Below are 17,144 nucleotides of genomic sequence, written 5' to 3' on the forward strand. Positions count from 1 at the left end.
CTTTTATTTCAAACTTATTTTATTCGCTGATTCTCTTTTCTTCTCACTCACCAGTTCCGCATACACCTGAGTTGTACTCACATTTTTATGCGTAAGCATTTTGCTGACAGTATAAATGTCTGTGCCTAAGGCTATCTGAAGGGTCGCAAACGTGTGCCGAAAACAATGATAGGTAATGTTTTTCGTAATCCCGGCTTTCTTGAGCCAGTTTTTTAAGGGGTATTGTGTCATGGAACGCTGTAGTCCTTTGAACACTTTCCCTTTTCCACGTTCACCGCAGAGTTCCAACGCTTCGAAACTGATGGGGAGCGTTGTTTCTGTTTCAGTCTTTTCTGTACGTAACCGTAAGCAGTATCCATTGTCGGCGCCAAGAACAATTTCATCCCACGTCAAGTTGAGAATGTCACTGATCCGTAATCCTGTCAGGCAGGAAAAGAGTGAGGCGTTTTTAAGTACCGGAATATCACATGGCGTATTTGCTAATAGTTTCACCTCATCATGGGTTAGGTATTCTTTGCGAACGTCCTCGTATTCTATCTTCTCTAAAAAGTCATTTACGTTTTCCTTGATCCGTTTATCCCTGTATGCAATTTTTAATAATCCGCGGAAGGTAGAGAAATATCCGGCTGCCGAATTACGAGCGATCTTATGCTTGGGCCGATTCAGTTGATTTGCATTCAATAGATAAGAGCGAAACTTACGACACAAATCTACATTTACATCACCAAAAGTGCACTTGCCATTAACAAACTTATAAAAGTGATCATAAACTCTCAACCATTTCTGATCTTTAGTTTTACTCATTTCGCTGAAGTAAGCTAAGAAATCTCCCTTCATCTTATGTTTATCCAAGAATCCGTATTCCTCATTAATTATAGATTGCACACGGATAGAGCGGATGGCTTCTGCTTTCAAAAGCATTTCATTATTATACTCACGCTCTACTTCATTCTTTGGATGCAAGTAGATATAGATTCCTAAATATTCCCTCCGACTCATCTCCATTGTTTCGGGATTGCGGATGGCCGGATAGAAGTCCAGGTATAAACTCTCCATATCATTTTTGATAGGTCGGCGACGTAAAGTGACTTTTGATATTGACATGGCTTATATAATTATCGGGTTTAATACATTGTCTAATTCCTGTTTGGCAATCTTGATTGACTTTCCAATCTTTACTTTAGGAATCTTATGATACTTCACATAATGATATATCTGATCCCGGCTCATGTTATACTTTTCCATGGCTTCCGGAACTGTATAGTATTCCAGTCTTTCCGGCTCTATTTCTTCTTTTAACTTATCCACATGATATTTCGAGTAAAACACATATTTGCCTTCTTTCTTTTTGGGGATTGAGTTTTCAGAAACGAATGAGTATACGGAATTGATAGTCATATTAAACTTTTCCTTTATATCATCTACAGAATACCATTCGGCAATGCCGGTATGCTGGTTCTTCTTGGAAAAGTAAGCGTCCACATGTTTACGACTGAAATAAGTCTTTCCTTTGTTTAATGTACGAGGAAAGTTGTTTTCCTTAGCTACTTTAAAAATCCATGATTCGTTTACCTTATATTTTTCTTTTACCTCTGCAACCGTACAAAGTTCAGATATGGGCTTGCGATCGGTAGAGGGTTTTGCTTTGTATTCCTCTTTTGCATCAAACATGGTGTCAATATCTTTTCTACGAATAAATGTTTTCCCTCCTATTTGAACTGCCGGCAAACTGCCGGAATGTAGATATCGATATACCGTAACTCTTCCCACGCTCAATAAAAAGGCTGTTTCTGATACAGAGAGAAATTCTTTGTCTTTGATCTTTTCATACTGATCACTAATCATCTCCATCTCCTGCATCGTGCGATAGTTGATAGCCGTCAACTTCATCTGCCGTTTATTATCCTTATACGCTCTTGAGTTACAAGTGTGTGAGCAATAACGGGTCGTAGTCTTGTAAGCATTGAATGTAATGCCACAAAACTCACAGATCTTTAGTATACTTCCTTGTTCTTTCATCTTATTTCGCCAATATTTTGTATCGCTATGTTTCACCTTGTTTCATGGTGTTCCAATCATGCATCGTTTATTTATATTAGAACTTGAAAAACAGACATGAAAACACAGTGGTACAGCCGCGGTACAAAAGTAAGCGAAACAATTGAATTTAACAATAGGGAAGCATTAATTAGATAAAATATAACTGATTTACAATAAGATACTTTGCTGTTAATGATAGTTATTGGAAATGAATGATAATCTCAACTTATTTTCCGATACAAAAGTTCGCAAATATATTCCCTAGTATGTCGTCGTTGCTGATTTGGCCTGTGATTTCGCCGAGGTAGTGCATGCATTCACGGATGTCTTGGCTGAGGAGGTCGCCGGGGAGGGAGGTGGAGAGGCCTTCGGTGACGCGTTGGATGGCGGAAAGGGCGTGGGTGAGGGCTTCGTAGTGGCGGAGATTGGTGACGATCACGTCGTTTGAAGTGAGGTCGGGTAGGGCGGCGGCTTGGAGGAGCTGCTGCTGGAGGGCTTCGGTATTGACCTGTTGTTTGGCGGATATGTAGATGCGGGTGGTCGGAACCTTGCTAAGAAGTTCTTGCTTGTCTTTCAATTCTTCCGGGGAGAGGAGGTCGGATTTGTTGAATACCAGTATCAGGTGTTTGTCTTCGCTGCGGGGCATGATTTGTTTGGCGAGGGTTTCGATTTCGGCGGCCGGGGTGGTCAGATCGATCACCCAGAGCACGATAGATGCCTGATTGAGTTTCTGGAAGGTACGTTCGATACCCAATGATTCGATGGTGTCGGTGGTCTCGCGGATACCGGCCGTGTCGATAAAGCGAAAGGTGATGCCGGAGATATTGATGGTGTCTTCGATTACATCCCGGGTGGTACCGTGGATATCGGAAACGATGGCGCGCTCTTCGCCTACCAATAAGTTTAATAAGGTGGATTTGCCGGCATTCGTTTCTCCGATAATGGCAACAGGGATACCGTTTTTGATGGCATTGCCAACGCTGAAGGAGTTCGCTAGTTTACTTATGAGTTGTTCGATATCCAAAGCCAGTTGCCTCAGACGTGCTCGGTCGGCAAACTCCACATCCTCTTCCGTAAAGTCGAGCTCCAGTTCAATCAAGGAAGTAAAATCCAATAGTTGGCTGCGTAAATGGATCAGTTCGTTACTGAATCCACCCCGCATCTGATTGATAGCCAGGCGGTGTTGTCCGGCGGAGGTAGAGGCGATCAGGTCGGCTACTGCTTCAGCCTGGCTGAGGTCCATTTTTCCATTCAGGAAGGCGCGCTGGGTATATTCTCCGGGTAGTGCCAGTCGTGCGCCTTTGTCTATCAGTAATTGCAGGATTTGCTGTTGGATGAAGACCGATCCGTGGCAGGTGATCTCCACCGTGTCTTCACCGGTATAAGAGTGCGGTGCATGAAAAAGTGTAACAAGCACTTCGTCCAATAATCGTTTTTCCTCTTTTATCTCTCCGAAATGCACCGTATTGGGTGAACAATCCGTTAGCTTTTTCCCGGCAGGGGAGGTAAACACGGTATCCGCTAATTCGATACATCCTTTGCCGGATAAACGTATAACAGCAATTCCTCCACATCCGGGAGGAGTTGAAATCGCACAAATAATAGTTGGCATAATCCCTTCTTTTATACAAAAATAGATTTAAAATGGATAATAGGCAAATGGTCGAACGTCCGTCTTTCTTTTTGCCAGCTTATCCTACGGGGATTTTAAGTTTTTGTCCGGGGCGGATCATTGTGCCTGACAGGTTGTTTGTCTTTTGCAGGACTGAAGCGGTTATGCCCGGATATTTCTTTGAAATGGTATAGAGTGAATCTCCCGATTGTACGGTATAGGTGATAAAGCCCTTTTCCGTTTTTTCGTTTGCCGACGTGTTAGCAGCAGCTTGCGTCGGTGTTGCCGCTTGGGTTTTGGAGGCAAAACGTACGCCTCCGTTGTCGACATACAAGACCAAGCGTTTCCCTTTGCCCACACGATTCGATCCCAGTCCGTTCCATTTCCGGATCTCTTTGGCGGTCACCCCGTACCGGTCGGCAATGGTGTATAGGTTTTCTCCCGCTTGGGCGGTATGGGTGATCTTTTCCCGGGTGGAGGACTGGCCGGAGCTAATCGCGTTGTAAGGTATGCTGTTGGCCAGTAATTCATCTACTCTATGTGTATAAATCGTATCTTCTACCTCTACAAAGGTATAGGTGTCTGCTGCCGGTAATTTCAGGATAGACGCTTTGGTATTGCCCGGAATAATATCCCGTTTGTATTGCGGGTTGAGTGCCCGTAATAAGTCGATATCCACATTTATCAGGTCCGTGATTTGTTCGAAGTGCAACATTTTATTCACCATAATGGTATCTGTCGCTAAAGGCAAATTGGTTTGTACCGGACAGAGATTGTGTTCGCAGTAGAAGTTCATCACATAGTTCGCTGCAATGAAAAGAGGAACATACGAACGAGTTTCCCGGGGCAGGTAATTGAATATATCCCAAAAGTCCGTTTTGCCGTTTGCCCGGCGAATGGCTTTGTTGACAGTGCCGAGTCCGCAATTATAAGCCGCCAGTACCAGGTTCCAGTCGCCGTATATGTTATACATATCTTTGAAATAGCGGCAGGCTGCATGTGTTGCTTTCAGCGGATCCCTTCGTTCGTCAACCAGGCTATTTATTTCCAATCCGTAGCTTTTTCCGGTCGGCAGCATAAATTGCCATAAGCCGGCAGCGCCCACGCGTGAGACGGCCACCGGATTGAGTGCACTTTCCACGACAGCCAGGTATTTCAATTCAATGGGCAGGTCGTGTTCGTCCAGTATTTGTTCGATCAGGGGGAAGTAGAAGTCGGCCATTCCCAACATATACTTGACCAGGTTGCGTCGTTTCTCCGTATACAGGTTGATGCAATCCCGTACCGATTTGTTGTATGTCATAGGAATGATGCGATGGATACTTTCCAAACGCTGTTGGTAGATCGAATCCGGGAAAAAGACATTGGTATTGTCGTCATGGCAAAAGTCCTCTCTTTTTGCAAAGTATTGAACATGCCAGGAGCGTAACAGGCTATCCACGTTGGCATCCAGGCTTTCAGGGATAAGCCCTACTTCGGTCAGGATCGAATCGGTTGACAAAACCGAATATTGTTGTTCGTCGTCCGCCACTTCCTCCAGTGTCGTTTCAGTCTGTGCCTGTAGGGCGGGCATCAGAAAGCAAAGGCATACCCATAGGGAGATACGTTTCTTCATATGTTGTTTAGAATTTTATGCTGCAATTAAAGCCATACGTTTGTGCGCTGTAAGCCGTCTTGGGGGTGACGGTAGGTTCTATTCGCATGGATAAATCCGGCGAGATATCGAAATCAAACAATTGAGCATCGACATAAGCGTCCAGGATACTGATGATGTATACACCGGCTGTAATGATGATACTCAAGTCGCGGAATCGTCTGAAAGAGTCTTTCCGGCGTTTCAGCCCATCTTTGAAGTTGCTGTCGTTTATTTTTGTGGCCGGATCTTCACCGGGTGGAACAAAATTGGTCCAGCTTCCCCATTCTTCCGGTTTCTTATCCGGGTCTTCTGTGAGCAGATCCTTATAGGCATCCCAATAATCTTTGTAATTCCGGTTGTTCCATGATATGGCATAGGTACATCCCATAAGTCCGCCATATACGATAGGCAGCTTCCAGTATTTCCGGTTGTATATTTGTCCCATTCCCGGAATAAGTGCATACAGGATGGCTTTGTTGGGATCCGGTTTAAAGCTTATGTCTATCGGTTTGATATCTTTTATGTCGGCATCCGCAGTCCGGAGAATCGCTTGAACGGTAGAGTCGGCCGGGGAGATAAGGGTGGTGTCGGCCACTTCATAGACTTCCACCTTTTCCTCCTGCGCTTTACCGGTTAAAGGAAAACACATCCAAAGTATCAGAAAGATGATGATGCTGTTTCTCATTTCAGTTTATCCAGTAGGCTGACTAGTTTTTCCAGTTCTTCTTCGGATGCAAAAGGGATGGTGATCTTACCCTTTCCTTTGTTGTTGTAAGATAATTGAACTTTAGACTGAAAGAAACGGGACAAATGTTCCTGTAATAAGGTATATTCTTCCGGGAGCATCGGTTGGGCCGCTTTGGCTTCTTTCTGCTTTTTGGGTTTTTCGGAAGAGTTTCGTACCAGTTCTTCTACGCTGCGCACCGAGAGGCTGCCTGTCAGTATTTCTTCATACAGCGCCAGTTGTACTTCGGGATCGTCAACGGAAATCAGGGCACGGGCATGTCCCATGTCTATTTTTTTGTCTTTCAGACCCATTTGTATGTCTGCCGGTAGTTTCAGTAACCGCAGGTAATTGGCGATGGTAGCCCGTTTTTTTCCCACCCGTTCACTCAGGCGTTCCTGGGTCAATCCGTATATGTCGATCAGCTTTTGATAGGCGAGTGCGATTTCAATGGAATTCAAATCTTCCCGTTGGATATTTTCGATCAATGCCATTTCCATGACATTCTCATCTTCGGCCGTTTTAATATAGGCAGGGATACGATCCAGGCCTGCTATTAACGAAGCTCTGTACCGGCGTTCTCCGGAGATGATCATATAACTGTTCCGTCCGGTTTCTTTGAGGGTGATGGGTTGTATTACACCCAATGCACGGATGGAGGTGGCAAGTTCTTCCAGGGCCTCTTGCTCAAAGACAGACCGGGGTTGATCCGGGTTCGGTTTTATTTTGCTTATTTCTATTTCGCTGATGGACGACGACCCACCGGTCTTCAGGTCGTCCATGGTGATCAACGCATCTAATCCACGCCCCAGGGGCGATTTTTTCATTGCTGTCATAAATATAAAGTTGACAGTTGACGGTTGTCAACTATGAGTTCTTGCTTATAAGTTCTTTTGCCAATTGCATATGATTCAGAGAGCCTTTGGATTCTGCATCATACAGGAGTACCGGTTTGCCATAGCTGGAAGCCTCGCTTACCTTTACGTTGCGTTGAATCACGGTGTCGAAGACCAGATTCTGGAAAGGCCGTTTGACTTCTTCGTATATCTGGTTGGCCAAACGCAGGCGTGAGTCGTACATGGTTAATAAGAAACCTTCTATTTCGAGTGCGGGATTCAACTTTGATTTGATGATCTTGATCGTATTCAGTAGTTTGCCGATACCTTCCAAGGCGAAGTATTCGCATTGCACGGGAATGATTACCGAATCGGCAGCTGTTAGTGCATTGACGGTGATTAAACCCAGGGAGGGCGAACAATCGATCAGGATATAATCATATTTTTCTTTCAACGGCTGCAGGAGTTCTTTCAGGATGCGTTCCCTGTCGGTCATATTCAGCATTTCTATTTCCGCTCCGACCAGGTCGATATGTGAAGGTATGATTTCTAATCCATCCACTTCGGTTGGCAGGATTGCTTTGGAAGCGTCGTCTCCATTTATCAGGCATTCGTAAATAGATATCTCCACCTGGCGGATGTCGATGCCTAATCCGGAAGAAGCATTGGCTTGCGGGTCGGCGTCTACGACTAATACTTTTTTCTCAAGCACAGCCAATGAGGCAGCCAGGTTTATCGTGGTAGTTGTTTTGCCAACTCCACCTTTTTGGTTTGCTAAAGCTATAATTTTTCCCATATGCTCTTTTTATATTTGGGGGACAAAACTAACGATTATATGCAGAATGCAATCGGGACGATTCAAAACAATGTTCGTTTTGTTGATAAATTACCCATACTGTTGATAACTCGCAAAGATAGATAGTTTTTTTTAATTCCTGCGTTAAGGATATATAATGTGGTGCTTGGGACGCTTGGAAGGTGGGAAGGAATGCTCTTGTATCGGTGTTTTTTCGTGTGGGAATGGCTCGGATGTCTTCTGTTTTACTGGCCGAAATTCTGTTGCCGATGCGCATCGACAATGTTGCTGATGCGCATCGGCAATATTGCTGAACAGCATCGTTAATATTGCCGAAGCCCATCGGCAATAAAATACTCCCTTTGAAAGGGGGATATATTGCAGGCTTTGTGTCTTCTTTGTTTGACGGTTGTCTCTATATTAATAATGTATAGAAAAAAAGGAAGGCCAAAGAGTTCGGGCTGTATGCTTAGGGTGTTTGCTTAATAAATATTAATAATAACAAATAAATCAATAACATCTTATAGATATACGGATGAAAATCACTACCTTTGCACCGTTTTGGCAACAGGAATATCGTGTTTCTTAGGTGTAACGTATTGGTTATGCGGATATAATAGGTATGTTTCTGTGTGTTGAAAGTGAAAAGAAATTTATAATTTGAGATATATTAAAAGTTTAAAAAAAGAAAGAAATGCCTACAATTCAACAATTAGTTAGAAAAGGAAGGGAATCTTTGGTAGTAAAAGGAAAGTCACCTGCGTTGGATGCATGTCCTCAAAGACGTGGTGTTTGTGTACGTGTTTACACAACGACTCCTAAAAAGCCAAACTCAGCCATGCGTAAGGTAGCGAGAGTACGTTTGACAAACGGTAAAGAGGTGAACTCTTATATTCCGGGAGAAGGACATAACCTGCAAGAGCACTCTATCGTGTTGGTGCGCGGTGGTCGTGTAAAAGACCTTCCAGGGGTACGTTATCACATTGTACGTGGTACATTAGATACCGCAGGTGTGGGTGGTCGTACGCAAAGACGTTCTAAATATGGAGCGAAGCGTCCGAAACCAGGTCAAGCAGCTGCAGGAGCTAAGAAGAAGTAAAAACATCCCTTCAAACTGAGAATTTAAATTAAGTATTAAAGCTGGTTTGAGTTATTTGGATACGCTATATAGGTTGAGTAAATGATTCGGAGGAATCGTTGAAGACTGAAAACCGGAAGGGTTTTCTTAGAAAAAGAAAGGCAACCAAAGACAAAAACAAAATTTTGAAAACAAATGAGAAAAGCAAAACCAAAGAAAAGACAGATCCTTCCGGATCCCGTCTTCGGTGATGTAAAGGTTACGAGATTCGTTAACCATTTAATGTATGATGGCAAGAAAAATGTTGCCTTCGAAATTTTTTATTCCGCTCTGGAAAACGTTAAGAATAAATTAGCGAACGAAGAGAAGTCTGCTCTCGAAATTTGGAAAGCTGCGCTCGATAATATTACTCCTCAAGTCGAAGTGAAGTCACGCCGTGTAGGTGGTGCTACTTTCCAGGTCCCCACAGAGATCCGCCCGGATCGTAAAGAGTCCGTTTCAATGAAAAACCTTATCCTCTATGCACGCAAGCGTGGTGGAAAGACAATGGCTGATAAATTATCTGCAGAGATTGTAGATGCATTTAACAACCAGGGAGGTGCTTTCAAACGGAAAGAAGATATGCACCGTATGGCTGAGGCGAACCGTGCCTTTGCTCATTTTAGATTTTAATTTTAAGGAAAATAAAGAGGAAATAGCAAAATGGCAAGCAAAGCTGACGAACAATTAAAGTATACCCGGAACATTGGTATCATGGCTCACATTGATGCGGGTAAGACGACTACATCAGAACGTATTCTGTTTTATACCGGATTGACTCACAAAATTGGTGAAACACATGATGGATCCGCTACAATGGACTGGATGGCTCAGGAGCAAGAACGTGGTATTACGATTACTTCTGCTGCAACCACCACTTTCTGGAATTACACAAATGATAAGTATAAGATTAACCTGATTGACACCCCGGGGCACGTAGACTTTACCGTAGAGGTAGAGCGTTCATTGCGTGTGTTGGACGGTGCAGTTGCTGCATTCTGTGCGGTTGGTGGTGTTGAGCCTCAATCGGAAACAGTATGGCGTCAGGCTGACAAATATAATGTACCCAGAATCGGGTATGTAAATAAAATGGACCGTTCGGGTGCGAACTTCTTTGAAGTCGTACGTCAGGTGAAGGATGTACTGGGAGCAAATCCTTGTCCGATTCAGATACCTGTCGGAGCGGAAGAAAAATTCCAGGGAGTGGTTGACCTGATCACCATGAAAGCCCTTTACTGGCATGACGAAACAATGGGTGCGGAATATTCTACTGAAGAAGTTCCGGCTGAACTTCGTGCCGAAGCGGAAGAATGGCGGGATAAAATGCTCGAAGTCCTGGCTGAATGTGATGATGTGTTGATGGAAAAATATTTTGACGATCCTTCTACCATCACAGAAGAGGAAATCCGTGTAGCTATCCGTAAAGGAACATTGGCTATGCAGATCAATCCGTTGATCTGCGGATCTTCATTTAAGAACAAAGGGGTTCAACCTTTATTGGATGCCGTTTGTGCTTATTTGCCAAGTCCTGCCGATGCTGAATCTATCGAAGGTACAGACCCGGATGATTCAGAAAAGATTATCGTACGCAAACCTTTATTCGAAGAACCTCTGACTGCGTTAGCATTTAAGATTGCAACCGACCCTTATGTAGGACGTCTTTGCTTCTTCCGTGTATATGCCGGTCAATTGGATGCAGGTTCTTACGTATTGAATACACGTTCAGGTAAGAAAGAACGTATTTCTCGTTTGTTCCAGATGCACTCAAACAAACAGAACCCAATGGAGGTGATTGGTTGTGGTGACATCGGTGCAGGAGTAGGTTTCAAAGATATCCGTACAGGAGATACGCTTTGTGACGAAGCTCATCCGATCACACTGGAATCTATGGAATTCCCAGATCCGGTTATCGGTATTGCCGTAGAGCCTAAAACGCAGAAAGACATGGATAAGTTGGGTATGGGATTGGCCAAACTGGCAGAAGAAGATCCAACGTTCCGTGTACAAACCAACGAAGATACAGGACAGACTGTCATCAGTGGTATGGGTGAGCTTCACCTGGATATCATCGTAGACCGTCTGCGTCGTGAATTCAAGGTAGAATGTAATCAAGGTCGTCCGCAAGTTACTTATAAAGAAGCTATCTCTCAATCGGTTGAATTGCGTGAAGTTTATAAGAAACAATCCGGAGGTCGTGGTAAGTTCGCAGATATTATCGTACGTGTAGAACCGGCAGATGCTGAATTCGAAGGTACACTTCAGTTCATTGACGAAGTGAAGGGTGGTAATATCCCGAAAGAATTCATTCCTTCTGTACAGAAAGGTTTCGAAAAAGCCATGAAGAATGGTGTATTGGCAGGTTATCCTCTGGATCAATTGAAGGTTACTTTGATCGATGGTTCGTTCCACGCGGTTGACTCCGACCAGTTGTCTTTCGAAATCGCTGCTATTCAGGCGTTCAAAGAAGCATCTGCCAAGGCGGGTCCTATCTTGATGGAGCCGATCATGAAGATCGAAGTAGTAACACCGGAAGAAAGTATGGGGGATGTAATCGGTGACTTGAACAAACGTCGTGGTCAGGTAGAAGGTATGGAATCAAGCCGTACCGGAGCCCGTATCGTGAAAGCGAAAGTGCCGTTGGCAGAAACATTTGGTTATGTAACTGCTTTGCGTACCATCACTTCAGGTCGTGCAACCTCTTCTATGCATTTCTCGCATTATTCACAGGTATCTACAGCTATCGCTAAACAGGTACTGACAGAAGTGCAAGGTCGCGTAGACTTAGTAAAATAAAACAAAGATGGGGGAGAGGAAATGGCTCTTTTCCCCCATTTCAATTTATAATTTATAATTTACAATTAAGTAATGAGCCAAAAAATCAGAATTAAATTGAAGTCTTACGACTATTCTTTGGTAGATAAATCTGCTGAGAAAATCGTAAAGACGGTAAAGGCCACCGGAGCTGTTGTTAGCGGTCCGATACCTCTGCCTACGCACAAGCGTATTTTTACAGTGAACCGTTCGACTTTCGTAAACAAAAAGTCACGTGAACAGTTCGAACTCTCTTCTTATAAGAGATTGATCGATATTTACAGCTCAACTGCTAAAACAGTTGATGCATTGATGAAACTGGAATTGCCCAGTGGTGTTGAGGTTGAAATTAAAGTGTGAGTTATTTAAAAATTAAGTGAAATGCCAGGATTATTAGGAAAAAAAATCGGAATGACATCCGTATTCAGTGCCGAGGGAAAAAATCTTCCATGCACTGTTATCGAAGTAGGTCCTTGTGTTGTTACACAAATTAAGACGCTCGAAAAAGATGGCTATCAGGCTGTACAGTTGGGTTTCCAAGACAAAAAGGAAAAACATACGACACAACCGGAAATGGGTCATTTTAAGAAAGCCGGTGTAACTCCCAAGAGATACTTGGCCGAGTTCAAGAATTTTGAAACTGCATACAATCTGGGTGATGTAATCACCGTAGATTTCTTAGAAGATGCAGGTTTCGTAGATGTAGTAGGTACATCAAAGGGTAAAGGTTTCCAAGGGGTTGTTAAACGTCATGGTTTTGGCGGGGTAGGTCAGTCTACTCACGGTCAGCACAACCGTTTGCGTGCACCCGGTGCTATTGGTGCCTGTTCTTATCCTGCGAAAGTATTCAAAGGAATGCGCATGGCTGGTCAAATGGGTAACGAACGGGTAACTGTTCAAAACCTGGAAGTGATAAAGGTAATTGCGGAGCATAATCTTTTATTGGTTAAAGGATCTGTTCCAGGAGCAAAAGGTTCAATCTTATTAATTGAAAAGTAATGGAACTGAGTATATTGAATATTAAAGGTGAAGATACCGGAAGAAAGGTTACTTTGGATGATGCGATTTTTGGCATTGAACCTAACGACCATGCTATCTATTTGGATGTGAAACAATTTTTGGCAAACCAACGTCAAGGAACACATAAGGCAAAAGAAAGAAGCGAAATCGCTGGTAGTACCCGTAAACTGATTCGTCAGAAAGGGGGAGGCGGTGCCCGTCGCGGTGACATCAAATCACCTGTATTGGTAGGTGGTGGCCGTGTATTTGGTCCGAAACCAAGAGATTATAGTTTCAAACTGAACAAAAAAGTGAAAAGTCTGGCCCGTAAATCGGCTTTGGCTTATAAAGCAAAAGAAAATGCAATCTTTGTTGTAGAAGACTTCTCATTCGAAGCACCTAAGACAAAAGAATTCATTGCTATCACTAAGAACCTGAATGTGGCTGATAAAAAGCTACTTATGGTATTGCCGGAGAAAAATAATTTTGTATATTTGTCGGCTCGTAATTTAGAGAAGGCAAATGTTATAACAGCTTCAGAATTAAATACCTATGGAATTTTGAATGCAAAGAGCCTGGTGTTGACAGAAAGCACAGTAGCTGTTATTGAGAAACATTTTAACGCATAAGGAGTAGAGAAATGGGAATAATTATTAAACCTATCGTAACTGAGAAACAAACAGCGATCACTGAAAATATGGCGAATCGTTATGGTTTTCGTGTTTCTCCTGATGCTAATAAGCTGCAAATAAAGAAAGCTATTGAAGACATGTATAACGTAACCGTAGTAGACGTGAACACCATGAACTACGATGGTAAACGTAAAAGCCGTTACACCAAATCAGGTGTTATTAACGGTAAATCTGCGTCATTCAAGAAAGCTATCATCACGTTGAAAGAAGGAGAAACAATTGATTTCTTTAGTAATATCTAAAAAAAGAAATGGGAATACGTAAATTAAAGCCCACAACACCGGGGCAGAGACACAAAGTTATTGGTGCATTTGATAAAATCACTGCAAGTACACCAGAGAAGTCTCTTGTAACAGGTAAAAGACGTACAGGTGGTCGTAACAATACCGGTAAAATGACAATGCGTTATATCGGTGGCGGTCACAAGAAAAAGTTCAGATTTATCGACTTCAAGAGAAATAAAGATGGCATTCCTGCAACAGTAAAGAGTATTGAATACGATCCAAATCGTACTTCACGTATCGCTTTGTTGTATTATGCGGATGGAGACAAGAGTTATATCATTGCTCCAAACGGATTGGAAGTAGGCCAGACAGTGGTTTCAGGTAGCGATGCCGCTCCTGAGGTAGGGAATACGTTGCCTATGGCAAATATACCTGTCGGTACAATTATTCATAATATTGAGCTTCGTCCGGGACAAGGTGCTAAAATGGTACGTTCTGCCGGTGCATTTGCTCAGCTGACATCCAAAGAAGGTGCTTATGCCATTATTAAGATGCCTTCTGGTGAAACAAGAAAGATTCTTGCTGCTTGTAAAGCTACAGTAGGTAGTGTTGGAAACTCAGACCATGGTCTTGAAAAATCAGGTAAAGCCGGACGTACCCGTTGGTTGGGACGCCGTCCTCGTGTTCGTGGCGTTGTTATGAACCCGGTTGATCACCCAATGGGTGGTGGTGAAGGACGTGCTTCAGGAGGACATCCTCGTTCACGCAAAGGCTTATATGCTAAGGGCTTGAAAACAAGAGCTCCGAAAAAGCATTCTTCCAAATATATCATTGAAAGAAGAAAGAAATAATCTGATTAATTAAAGAAACTATGAGTCGTTCACTAAAAAAAGGCCCGTATATTAACGTAAAGCTTGAAAAGAAAGTTTTTGCTATGAATGAATCAGGCAAAAAGACAGTCGTTAAGACATGGGCAAGAGCTTCAATGATTTCCCCTGACTTTGTAGGGCATACAATTGCAGTTCATAATGGTAATAAATTTATTCCTGTTTTTGTAACCGAGAATATGGTAGGTCACAAGTTAGGCGAATTTTCTCCTACGCGTACTTTCCGTGGTCACGCCGGTAACAAGAAAAGATAATATCGGTAACAGGAACTCAAGAATCTGAAAATAAAAGAATCGAATAAAATGGGTGCTAGAAAAAGAATATCAGCTGAAGCAAGAAAGGAAGCCCAAAAATCCATGTATTTCGCGAAATTGCGGAATGTGCCTACTTCTCCTCGTAAAATGCGTCTCGTAGTAGACATGGTACGTGGGATGGAAGTATTCCGTGCATTGGGTGTTTTGAAGTTTTCGAATAAGGAAGCTGCAGCAAGAGTAGAGAAATTGCTTCGTTCAGCTATTTCCAATTGGGAACAAAAGAATGAACGTAAAGCAGAAACTGGCGAGTTGTATGTATCTTCAATCAGCGTAGATTGCGCTACTACATTGAAGAGAATGCGTCCGGCTCCTCAGGGTAGAGGTTACCGGATTCGTAAACGTTCGAACCACGTAACTTTGTTTGTAGATACACTAAGTAAAAACGATAGTCAAAATTAATTGTAGATGGGACAAAAAGTAAATCCGATTAGTAATCGTTTGGGAATTATCCGTGGTTGGGATTCCAATTGGTACGGCGGCAAAAATTACGGAGACACTTTGTTGGAAGACAGCAAGATCCGTAAATATCTGAATGCTCGTCTGGCCAAGGCTAGTGTATCGCGTATTATCATTGAGCGTACGCTTAAGTTGATTACCATAACAGTTTGCACATCGCGTCCGGGCATTATCATCGGAAAAGGTGGTCAGGAAGTGGATAAGTTGAAAGAAGAGTTGAAAAAAATTACCGACAAAGAAGTTCAAATCAACATCTTTGAGGTAAAAAGACCTGAATTAGACGCTGTCATTGTCGCAAACAATATTGCTCGTCAACTGGAAGGCAAAATCGCTTACCGTCGTGCGATCAAGATGGCTATCGCCTCTACCATGAGAATGGGAGCCGAAGGTATCAAGATTCAAATCTCTGGACGTCTGAATGGTGCTGAAATGGCTCGTTCAGAAATGTATAAAGAAGGTCGTACTCCGTTACATACTTTCAGAGCTGACATTGATTATGCTCTGGCAGAAGCGTTGACAAAAGTGGGATTGCTCGGTGTGAAGGTTTGGATTTGTCGTGGTGAAGTGTATGGTAAGCGTGATTTAGCGCCTTCTTTTGCACAACAGAAAGAATCTGGTCGCAGAAACGACAATGCCGGAGCTGGCAACAGAGACAGAGGAGACAGAAACTTCAAGAAGAGAAGACCTACTAATCGTTAAACATTAGAATTTAGAAAAGATGTTACAACCTAAGAAAACCAAATTCAGAAGGATGCAGAAAGGCCGTATGAAGGGCGAAGCCCAACGCGGTAATCAACTCTCCTTCGGATCATTTGGAATAAAATCGTTAGAGAATAAATGGATTACCGGTCGTCAGATCGAAGCTGCCCGTATCGCTGTAACTCGTTACATGCAACGTCAAGGACAAGTATGGGTACGTATCTTCCCGGATAAGCCAATCACTAAAAAACCAGCCGAAGTACGTATGGGTAAGGGTAAAGGTAATCCGGAAGGATTTGTGGCCCCTGTTACTCCCGGACGTATCATTTTCGAGATAGAAGGTGTTCCTTTTGATATAGCTAAAGAAGCCTTGCGTTTAGCTGCGCAAAAGCTTCCGGTAACAACCAAGTTTGTTGTCAGACGTGATTATGACATGCAAAATCAAAATGCGTAATTGTTATGAAGATTGCAGAAATTAGAGAATTAAGTACAAATGAGTTGCTGGAGAGAGTAGCGGCTGAAGTAGCAGCTTACGATCAGAAAGTGATCAACCATAGCATTTCTCCTATGGATAACCCTGCTCAGATTAAACAACAACGCAGGACGATTGCGCGCCTAAAGACAGAGTTGCGCCAGAGAGAACTTAACAACAAAAAATGAGCCTGATGGAAACTAGAAATTTAAGAAAAGAAAGAACGGGCGTGGTTACCAGCAACAAGATGGATAAAAGCATCACGGTGGCTATTAAATGGAAGGAAAAACACCCCATGTACGGTAAGTTCGTTAATAAGACGAAAAAATATCATGCTCACGACGAAAAGAATGAATGCAACATTGGCGATACTGTAAAAATTATGGAAACTCGCCCGTTGAGCAAGACTAAGAGATGGAGATTGGTACAAATAATCGAAAGGGCTAAGTAAGAATGATACAATCAGAATCAAGATTAGTAGTTGCTGATAACAGCGGCGCTAAGGAAGCTTTATGTATCCGCGTATTAGGCGGTACGAGAAAGCGTTATGCCACGGTAGGAGATGTGATTGTTGTCGCAATCAAGAGTACAATTCCTTCCAGTGATGTTAAAAAAGGTGCGGTTTCAAAAGCCATTATAGTTCGTACGAAAAAAGAAATACGCCGTCAGGATGGATCTTATATCCGTTTCGACGATAACGCGTGTGTGTTGTTGAATGCAGGGGGCGATATCCGCGGTAGCCGTATCTTCGGCCCGGTAGCTCGTGAACTTCGTGCAACGAACATGAAAATTGTATCACTTGCACCTGAAGTGCTTTAATTTGTAAATC

The 17,144-nt window shown here is 43.0% G+C and carries 22 protein-coding genes; 15 read left to right on the forward strand and 7 right to left on the reverse strand.

The genetic code is table 11. The annotated features are described in order from the left end of the window. Positions 1 to 3: 3 nt before the first annotated feature. From D0T51_RS09495 to D0T51_RS09525, 7 genes are all read right to left on the reverse strand, one after another. Positions 4 to 1,104, reverse strand: coding sequence for a site-specific integrase (locus tag D0T51_RS09495; RefSeq protein WP_163728466.1), 1,101 nt, complete (start codon positions 1,102 to 1,104; stop codon positions 4 to 6). A 3-nt stretch (positions 1,105 to 1,107) separates the two neighbouring features. Then, positions 1,108 to 2,019, reverse strand: a complete 912-nt coding sequence (locus tag D0T51_RS09500) for a helix-turn-helix domain-containing protein (protein WP_163728469.1) — start codon at positions 2,017 to 2,019, stop codon at positions 1,108 to 1,110. 247 nt (positions 2,020 to 2,266) lie between these two features. Further along, positions 2,267 to 3,652: a tRNA uridine-5-carboxymethylaminomethyl(34) synthesis GTPase MnmE gene (gene mnmE / locus D0T51_RS09505; protein WP_163728470.1), complete on the reverse strand. Its 1,386-nt coding sequence runs from the start codon at positions 3,650 to 3,652 to the stop codon at positions 2,267 to 2,269. A gap of 79 nt (positions 3,653 to 3,731) precedes the next feature. After that, positions 3,732 to 5,267, reverse strand: coding sequence for a lytic transglycosylase domain-containing protein (locus tag D0T51_RS09510; RefSeq protein ID WP_163728473.1), 1,536 nt, complete (start codon positions 5,265 to 5,267; stop codon positions 3,732 to 3,734). A gap of 7 nt (positions 5,268 to 5,274) precedes the next feature. Next, positions 5,275 to 5,973: a DUF5683 domain-containing protein gene (locus D0T51_RS09515; RefSeq protein WP_163728476.1), complete on the reverse strand. Its 699-nt coding sequence runs from the start codon at positions 5,971 to 5,973 to the stop codon at positions 5,275 to 5,277. Beyond that, positions 5,970 to 6,848: a ParB/RepB/Spo0J family partition protein gene (locus tag D0T51_RS09520; protein ID WP_163728480.1), complete on the reverse strand. Its 879-nt coding sequence runs from the start codon at positions 6,846 to 6,848 to the stop codon at positions 5,970 to 5,972. Before D0T51_RS09520 ends, D0T51_RS09515 begins: the two co-directional genes overlap by 4 nt. A gap of 31 nt (positions 6,849 to 6,879) precedes the next feature. Further along, entirely contained in the window at positions 6,880 to 7,644 is a 765-nt protein-coding gene (locus tag D0T51_RS09525; RefSeq protein ID WP_163728483.1) for a ParA family protein, read from the reverse strand. A gap of 694 nt (positions 7,645 to 8,338) precedes the next feature. On the opposite strand from D0T51_RS09525, the gene rpsL reads away from it, so the two are divergent. The 15 genes from rpsL (at position 8,339) to rplN (ending at position 17,134) form a co-directional block, all read left to right on the forward strand. Then, complete coding sequence (gene rpsL / locus D0T51_RS09530; protein WP_163728485.1) at positions 8,339 to 8,743, forward strand: 30S ribosomal protein S12; 405 nt, start codon at positions 8,339 to 8,341, stop codon at positions 8,741 to 8,743. Between the two features lie 174 nt (positions 8,744 to 8,917). Then, positions 8,918 to 9,394 carry a 30S ribosomal protein S7 gene (gene rpsG / locus D0T51_RS09535; protein ID WP_163728487.1) on the forward strand — a complete coding sequence of 159 codons (477 nt, stop codon included), beginning with the start codon at positions 8,918 to 8,920 and terminating at the stop codon, positions 9,392 to 9,394. Between the two features lie 30 nt (positions 9,395 to 9,424). Then, positions 9,425 to 11,554, forward strand: coding sequence for an elongation factor G (fusA, locus tag D0T51_RS09540; RefSeq protein WP_163728489.1), 2,130 nt, complete (start codon positions 9,425 to 9,427; stop codon positions 11,552 to 11,554). 72 nt (positions 11,555 to 11,626) lie between these two features. Continuing rightward, a complete protein-coding gene (gene rpsJ / locus D0T51_RS09545; RefSeq protein ID WP_005634728.1) occupies positions 11,627 to 11,932 on the forward strand; it encodes a 30S ribosomal protein S10 in 306 nt (101 codons plus the stop codon). Positions 11,933 to 11,953: 21 nt separating this feature from the next. Next, positions 11,954 to 12,571: a 50S ribosomal protein L3 gene (rplC, locus tag D0T51_RS09550; RefSeq protein WP_163728491.1), complete on the forward strand. Its 618-nt coding sequence runs from the start codon at positions 11,954 to 11,956 to the stop codon at positions 12,569 to 12,571. Beyond that, positions 12,571 to 13,200, forward strand: coding sequence for a 50S ribosomal protein L4 (rplD, locus tag D0T51_RS09555; RefSeq protein ID WP_163728492.1), 630 nt, complete (start codon positions 12,571 to 12,573; stop codon positions 13,198 to 13,200). The genes rplC and rplD overlap by 1 nt, the downstream gene beginning before the upstream one ends. 11 nt (positions 13,201 to 13,211) lie before the next feature. Beyond that, positions 13,212 to 13,505, forward strand: a complete 294-nt coding sequence (gene rplW, locus D0T51_RS09560; RefSeq protein ID WP_163728494.1) for a 50S ribosomal protein L23 — start codon at positions 13,212 to 13,214, stop codon at positions 13,503 to 13,505. 8 nt (positions 13,506 to 13,513) lie between these two features. Next, positions 13,514 to 14,338, forward strand: coding sequence for a 50S ribosomal protein L2 (gene rplB, locus D0T51_RS09565; RefSeq protein WP_163728496.1), 825 nt, complete (start codon positions 13,514 to 13,516; stop codon positions 14,336 to 14,338). A gap of 20 nt (positions 14,339 to 14,358) precedes the next feature. Then, positions 14,359 to 14,628, forward strand: a complete 270-nt coding sequence (gene rpsS / locus D0T51_RS09570; RefSeq protein ID WP_163728500.1) for a 30S ribosomal protein S19 — start codon at positions 14,359 to 14,361, stop codon at positions 14,626 to 14,628. A 48-nt stretch (positions 14,629 to 14,676) separates the two neighbouring features. After that, on the forward strand, positions 14,677 to 15,087 hold the full coding sequence (gene rplV / locus D0T51_RS09575) for a 50S ribosomal protein L22 (RefSeq protein ID WP_163728503.1): 411 nt from the start codon (positions 14,677 to 14,679) through the stop codon (positions 15,085 to 15,087). Between the two features lie 6 nt (positions 15,088 to 15,093). Beyond that, a complete protein-coding gene (rpsC, locus tag D0T51_RS09580; protein ID WP_163728506.1) occupies positions 15,094 to 15,843 on the forward strand; it encodes a 30S ribosomal protein S3 in 750 nt (249 codons plus the stop codon). A 19-nt stretch (positions 15,844 to 15,862) separates the two neighbouring features. Beyond that, positions 15,863 to 16,297: a 50S ribosomal protein L16 gene (rplP, locus tag D0T51_RS09585; RefSeq protein ID WP_163728509.1), complete on the forward strand. Its 435-nt coding sequence runs from the start codon at positions 15,863 to 15,865 to the stop codon at positions 16,295 to 16,297. 5 nt (positions 16,298 to 16,302) lie between these two features. Continuing rightward, entirely contained in the window at positions 16,303 to 16,503 is a 201-nt protein-coding gene (rpmC, locus tag D0T51_RS09590; RefSeq protein WP_163728513.1) for a 50S ribosomal protein L29, read from the forward strand. A gap of 5 nt (positions 16,504 to 16,508) precedes the next feature. Then, complete coding sequence (rpsQ, locus tag D0T51_RS09595) at positions 16,509 to 16,766, forward strand: 30S ribosomal protein S17 (RefSeq protein ID WP_163728517.1); 258 nt, start codon at positions 16,509 to 16,511, stop codon at positions 16,764 to 16,766. Between the two features lie 2 nt (positions 16,767 to 16,768). After that, entirely contained in the window at positions 16,769 to 17,134 is a 366-nt protein-coding gene (gene rplN, locus D0T51_RS09600; protein ID WP_163728519.1) for a 50S ribosomal protein L14, read from the forward strand. Positions 17,135 to 17,144: the final 10 nt, after the last annotated feature.

Source organism: Parabacteroides sp. 52 (assembly GCF_010500925.1).
Taxonomy (GTDB): Bacteria; Bacteroidota; Bacteroidia; order Bacteroidales; family Tannerellaceae; genus QVMG01.

Coding starts and splice junctions, on each gene's coding strand:
- D0T51_RS09495 (WP_163728466.1), bottom strand. CDS start 1,104: ATGTCAATATCAAAAGTCACTTTACGTCGCCGACCTATCAAAAATGAT.
- D0T51_RS09500 (WP_163728469.1), bottom strand. CDS start 2,019: ATGAAAGAACAAGGAAGTATACTAAAGATCTGTGAGTTTTGTGGCATT.
- mnmE (WP_163728470.1), bottom strand. CDS start 3,652: ATGCCAACTATTATTTGTGCGATTTCAACTCCTCCCGGATGTGGAGGA.
- D0T51_RS09510 (WP_163728473.1), bottom strand. CDS start 5,267: ATGAAGAAACGTATCTCCCTATGGGTATGCCTTTGCTTTCTGATGCCC.
- D0T51_RS09515 (WP_163728476.1), bottom strand. CDS start 5,973: ATGAGAAACAGCATCATCATCTTTCTGATACTTTGGATGTGTTTTCCT.
- D0T51_RS09520 (WP_163728480.1), bottom strand. CDS start 6,848: ATGACAGCAATGAAAAAATCGCCCCTGGGGCGTGGATTAGATGCGTTG.
- D0T51_RS09525 (WP_163728483.1), bottom strand. CDS start 7,644: ATGGGAAAAATTATAGCTTTAGCAAACCAAAAAGGTGGAGTTGGCAAA.
- rpsL (WP_163728485.1), top strand. CDS start 8,339: ATGCCTACAATTCAACAATTAGTTAGAAAAGGAAGGGAATCTTTGGTA.
- rpsG (WP_163728487.1), top strand. CDS start 8,918: ATGAGAAAAGCAAAACCAAAGAAAAGACAGATCCTTCCGGATCCCGTC.
- fusA (WP_163728489.1), top strand. CDS start 9,425: ATGGCAAGCAAAGCTGACGAACAATTAAAGTATACCCGGAACATTGGT.
- rpsJ (WP_005634728.1), top strand. CDS start 11,627: ATGAGCCAAAAAATCAGAATTAAATTGAAGTCTTACGACTATTCTTTG.
- rplC (WP_163728491.1), top strand. CDS start 11,954: ATGCCAGGATTATTAGGAAAAAAAATCGGAATGACATCCGTATTCAGT.
- rplD (WP_163728492.1), top strand. CDS start 12,571: ATGGAACTGAGTATATTGAATATTAAAGGTGAAGATACCGGAAGAAAG.
- rplW (WP_163728494.1), top strand. CDS start 13,212: ATGGGAATAATTATTAAACCTATCGTAACTGAGAAACAAACAGCGATC.
- rplB (WP_163728496.1), top strand. CDS start 13,514: ATGGGAATACGTAAATTAAAGCCCACAACACCGGGGCAGAGACACAAA.
- rpsS (WP_163728500.1), top strand. CDS start 14,359: ATGAGTCGTTCACTAAAAAAAGGCCCGTATATTAACGTAAAGCTTGAA.
- rplV (WP_163728503.1), top strand. CDS start 14,677: ATGGGTGCTAGAAAAAGAATATCAGCTGAAGCAAGAAAGGAAGCCCAA.
- rpsC (WP_163728506.1), top strand. CDS start 15,094: ATGGGACAAAAAGTAAATCCGATTAGTAATCGTTTGGGAATTATCCGT.
- rplP (WP_163728509.1), top strand. CDS start 15,863: ATGTTACAACCTAAGAAAACCAAATTCAGAAGGATGCAGAAAGGCCGT.
- rpmC (WP_163728513.1), top strand. CDS start 16,303: ATGAAGATTGCAGAAATTAGAGAATTAAGTACAAATGAGTTGCTGGAG.
- rpsQ (WP_163728517.1), top strand. CDS start 16,509: ATGGAAACTAGAAATTTAAGAAAAGAAAGAACGGGCGTGGTTACCAGC.
- rplN (WP_163728519.1), top strand. CDS start 16,769: ATGATACAATCAGAATCAAGATTAGTAGTTGCTGATAACAGCGGCGCT.